Origin of the sequence: Methanomethylovorans sp. (assembly GCF_050177135.1) — an archaeon.
Classification (GTDB): Archaea; Halobacteriota; Methanosarcinia; order Methanosarcinales; family Methanosarcinaceae; genus Methanomethylovorans.
The window spans coordinates 1-5,088 of the sequence record NZ_JBFXHJ010000150.1 but is presented as its reverse complement, the minus strand read 5'-3'; the positions used below and the strand labels follow the sequence as shown (position 1 = coordinate 5,088).

4 protein-coding genes and 1 pseudogene are annotated in these 5,088 nt (G+C 46.2%); all 5 read right to left on the bottom strand.

Annotated elements, in window-relative coordinates:
* Positions 1–294, bottom strand: a pseudogene (locus AB7U21_RS10230) (ABC transporter permease); the annotation flags it as partial.
* Positions 295–315: 21 nt separating this feature from the next.
* Complete coding sequence (locus tag AB7U21_RS10225; protein ID WP_428388794.1) at positions 316–1,443, bottom strand: ABC transporter ATP-binding protein; 1,128 nt, start codon at positions 1,441–1,443, stop codon at positions 316–318.
* A gap of 55 nt (positions 1,444–1,498) precedes the next feature.
* Complete coding sequence (locus tag AB7U21_RS10220) at positions 1,499–2,401, bottom strand: glycine betaine ABC transporter substrate-binding protein (RefSeq protein ID WP_428388792.1); 903 nt, start codon at positions 2,399–2,401, stop codon at positions 1,499–1,501.
* 73 nt (positions 2,402–2,474) lie between these two features.
* Positions 2,475–3,095 carry a superoxide dismutase gene (locus tag AB7U21_RS10215; protein WP_428388790.1) on the bottom strand — a complete coding sequence of 207 codons (621 nt, stop codon included), beginning with the start codon at positions 3,093–3,095 and terminating at the stop codon, positions 2,475–2,477.
* A 327-nt stretch (positions 3,096–3,422) separates the two neighbouring features.
* The coding region (locus tag AB7U21_RS10210) for a hypothetical protein (protein ID WP_428388788.1) at positions 3,423–5,088 on the bottom strand (1,666 nt) is incomplete at its 5' end.

The following is a 5,088-nucleotide window of genomic DNA, read 5'->3' as shown; positions in this document are numbered from 1 at the left end:
TATAGGCAAAACAGAGTAGATCACCGAGGCAGCTATAGTTGGTCCGGTTCCCAGACGCAGCAGAGGCAAAAGAATGACCAGCAATGCCAGATCAGGTATTGTTTCCAGAATATTGAGGAAGTTAAGTGCCGGGGAAGCTATCCCCGGCCTGATGTAGATCAGCACTCCCACACTAACGCCTATTATCACCGATATGATCAGGGCGATACTGAACATTTCCAGGTGTTCAATGGTCCGCACGGTAAGCAGGTGCTTGTCCCACAATGCCACAATTTCGTGGAAATCCTCTATCATCTTGCTCCATTTAACTTTCCATTATATTAACTTCAAAAGCACTTCGTCAGATACCAGCATCCCGCCTACTGTATCTCCGTTCATGACCATTGCCATGTATTCCCCGCTCCTTTTCATCTCAGAGAGTGCTGTTGCCACCGAGTCACGCAGAGCAAAGACCTTCATGGGCTTTGCTATGTCTCTCAGAAAAGGATGTTCATCCTCACACTTTAACAGGTTCACCATTTCCACTTTGCCTACCAGCATACCATTCTCAAAGACGATACCGATCTCAGTATCCCTGTCTTTCATGATCTCCACTGCATCACAGGCATCCACTCCCCCGTCCAGGATATACTTCTCATCCAGTGGGGTCATCAGGTCCTTGACATTCAATGTATCCATATGCTTGAACTTCCGTTCAGTATCCACGATATCTGCGACCAGGTCGTTCACAGGGTCAAAGATGAGATCTTCCGGAGCACCCACCTGCACAAGCCGGGCATTGTCCATGATGGCTATCCTGTCCCCAAGTCTGAACGCCTCTTCTATATCGTGGGTGATGAAAACTATAGTCCTGCCTATCTCTTTCTTTATTTCCAGGAACTCTTCTTGTAACTGCTTTCGCAAGATCGGGTCCAGAGCCCCAAAGGGTTCATCCATCAGAAGAAGTGGCGGGTCCATGGCAAGAGCCCTGGCAAGACCCACACGCTGCTGCTGTCCTCCGCTTAGTTGTCGTGGGTACCTCTTAATGAACCTGTCCGGTGACAGGGAAACGAAATCCAGCAGATGACGCACTCTTGCGTTTGTCCTTTTCTCGTTCCAGCCCTCAAGTTTAGGGACCAGGCCCACGTTCTCCCCGATCGTCATGTGAGGGAACAGGCCAATGTTCTGTATCACATAGCCCATGTTCCTTCTGAGCCTTACAGGGTCTAACTGCATGACATCCTGTCCATTTATCCGGATGCTCCCTGTGTCCGGTTCTATCATCCTGTTGATCATCCGAAGTGTTGTGGTCTTGCCGGAACCGCTTGGCCCGATGAGGATCAGCAGTTCTCCCCCCTCTATGACAAGGTCCAGGGATTCCACAGCATAACGGGAACCATATTTCTTGCTTACCTGCTGCAGTTCAATGGAATCTATCCTTTCAAACAATCTCTGGGTCGGCATCTTTTGTTTCCGGGTATTGTTTTGTAAAAAAGTAATGGAAGAGACTTATAGATACTTATGCTTCAATAAGCCCTTCCTGGACAAGGAACTCCCTTGCGATATCCCGTGGCTCCATCTTGTCCACATCGAACTTGTAGTTAAGTTCTCTCATGGTATCTGTATCTATCCTGCCATCCAGTTTCTTTAAAGCCTCCACCGCATCAGGATTACTATTCGCGAAATTTTCTGTCATGATGTAGATAGCATCATAAGGAGGCAATGCATTCATGTCATCCTCAAGTACCCTCAGGTTGAAGACCTCGTTCCTGGTATCCGTAGTATATGCGGATATGGCATCCACGTCATCGATCCTGATAGCCTCGTACATCACCGTGGCTACCGCCTGTTTGTAATCCTTGAACTCTATGGCGTATACGTCCTTTATGCGGGGCAGCCCATCCTCACGGGTGGCGAACTCAGGGTCAGTACCTATGGTCATCTGGGAAGCATATTCTTTCAGATCGCTGATCTTCGTGACGTTATTTGCCTCCGCCCAATCCTCTTTCACTGCGATGGCATACGCATCCTCGAATCCCGGACTGCTGACGATCAATATCTTGTCAGTCTCCTTCAATCCCTTTTCAGTTTCAGTATACACTACTTCAGGGTCCCACACTTCCAATGCTGGCTCTTTGAGGATCTGGCTGTAGGCGGTTCCTGTGTATTCCACATAGGTGTTTATTTCGTCCTTCTTCAATGCTTCATAATTGACGAACGTCCCTCCCAGCCCTTCGATGACATCGGTCTCATATCCCGCATCTTCCAGCATAAGGGCTGCCATGTGAGCAAGTATGTACGATTCCTGGAAGAGTTTGGATCCTATTACCACAGTAGGCTTTTCATCAGTTGTCTTTTCTGAACAACCGCTTGCTATCAAAGCAAAAACTATAACTAATACCATCAGGACAGACTTTCTCATTCGTATACCACGTCCGCTTTCGCTTTTTTAAATAACACATTAAGCAAATTTCCACAATAGATAGGGGTCGAACTTATTCCTTGAGGTGCTGGATCTTCCTGAAGTATCTATCGATCTCTTCCCAGTTGAGGATGTTCCAGAAAGCATCTATGAATTTACCTCTCTCGTTCTTGTAATCCAGATAGTAGGCATGCTCCCATACGTCTATAGCCATAAGGATAGGAAAATCCGGGAACGTATTGACATTATGCTTTTCTATCTGCATGATCCCCAGCCTTTTGGTGTCATTGCAGAAGGTAAGTGCTGCCCAGCCTGAACCTTCCACGCTTGCTGCCGTCTGAGTGAACTCCTTTTTGAAACGCTCGAAGTTCCCGAAATCTTCCTTTATGACTTCGGCCAGTTCACCTACGGGCTCTTTTGTGGCATTTCCAGCAGGGGTCATCTCCCACCAGAAATAATCATGCAACACATGACCGCCCAGATTAAAGGCCACAGCTTTTGCAGTTGCCTTGTAGTCAAAGTCCGTGCCTTCCTTGCGGGCCTTTTCCATCATCTGCAGCAGTGAGTTCACATTAGTGACATAGGCCTGATGGTGCTTGTCGTGGTGTATACGCAGTTGCTCTTCTGAAATATACGGTTCAAGGTCCGCATAACCATATTTCAGAGCCGGTAATTTATACAGTTCTTTAGCCATAGTAGATTCCCCATATTGATCGGTCCAAAGGGTCTGTTCTATAATATTGAGGGAGTATCTGAAAGGATAACTCCGGTTACAGATCCTGCTAACCAATTCCCTGATTCCATACTCACAAAATATCTCAGACCACAATGTTGCTTGAATTCCCACAAAATTTCCGATACAACAAGTAGTCCTATATATTGCATTCAAAAAGCTTCTATATATACTTATGGAATAAGGTTCCGGTAAAAAACAAAATTATCAACAGCAGTAGACAATAACAGATAATGGTGAAGCAGATGCTGCATGGCATTTAAACAGAATTAGCAAGCCCTCTGCCCACTATGCCTCTGAAACTTCCCGTATCCTCTTTTCCTGCTCTTTCATCTCCTTGATCTCTCTCAGACGGCGGATGATGACCTCCAGCAGGAATATAATGAGGGCTGCCAGGATAAAGTAGATCTTCTGGCTTACGGATTCTTTGATAGGTTTCTGGGAATTATCCTTTGCGTCCGTTAAGAGCAGAGCCTGGGCTTCACTCTTCGTATATGTCTTTCCACCATTGGCCTTGATCATCATTTCAAGGTCCGGGTTAACACCCACATCCCTGTATTCCAGAGCATAGTTCACTGCTATCGGATATCCAGAGATGTGATGCACTCCCACCTGACCAACGTCTACCGTTGCTTCATAGGTGTTCCTGCCTGTAAGCGAAAGGTCGATAGGCTTCCCTTCAAGCTCGATGGTGGGTATACCTTCGTCATACATGGTGAGCTTAAGCTGTGCGGGAGTACCGAACCATGTGTCCTCTGCCTCCAGCATGGCTCCTTCCTCCACCTGCGGATCACCAATAAGCCAGTTCATGGTTGATGAAGTGAGCTTTGAGTTATTGCCGGAGTACATCTGTGTGCTCCACATGTTGTCATAACCTTTACCATTGTCCGTACTCAGGGAAGCCACGCGTCCCAGTCCATATCTCCACACAGTGAGCACAGGTTTGCCTGTGGAAGTAAGGATCAGCCTGTCAGCACCCGGCTTTGGCGTTACGTCATTGTAACCTGTGATGTTGCCTGAAATATTCACATTCTTGGTGATGAAGTGTGTGGGATTGTATTTTATAAGAGCAAATGCGCTATGATCCACTGATTCATTGGTATCCGGCTGTTCCAGCCCATCGAAGACAATGTTTACCCTTTCTCCCTGTTGGATCTGGAAATAAATGCCATTTACTTCCTGCATCAAGCTCTCTCCATATATTAACCGTGTTTTGGGGTCCCTGTACATGGTTGCAGAACTAAATACGTGGACAAAATACAGTTTTACATTCTGTTCAGTTAGTTTTTTCGCGACTTCAAGACTTTGAGTGTAATAATCAGCGATACCTCCATCAGAGACAATAATGACATCCAGTTCACCAGTACCGCTTTTTAACCATTCGTCAGCAATGGACAAACCACTGTCCAACGATGTCTGACTGGTTAAACTGGGAGTCAATGCTAAAATTTGGGATTCAAGTCGTTCTATATTTGAGGGTACACCAAAATATACCAGACCATCAGAAACATCAGTGGCTTCCGTACCGAAAGCAATAACACCTACATTTGCACTCCGAAGACCCTCATTTCGTAATATTGATATGGCATTTGCTTTGATCTCATCGCCTATTGGATTCCCCTGTACTCCAACAGAATCTTCAGTTGCAGCTGTTGATTCATTGATGGTACTTGAAGAAACATCGATCACCAATACCACATTCCTGCCGCCTTTCCATTCGGTGGCTTTGGAATATACGGGCAATAACCCTTCAAGGGATGAATTCAGATAATTCCCATAGTCATAGGAACTGTCCCCTCCCACCACGTACAGGCCGTTGCCAGAGCTAACATAATCTTTCAGGGTCTGTACGTCTGATCCGGATAGAGCATTGATGTTCCTGTTGTCCAGAACCACGGCCTTTTTATTTTCGAGGTCAGTTAGCTGCTCATTAGTTGAGGTATCATACAGCTTA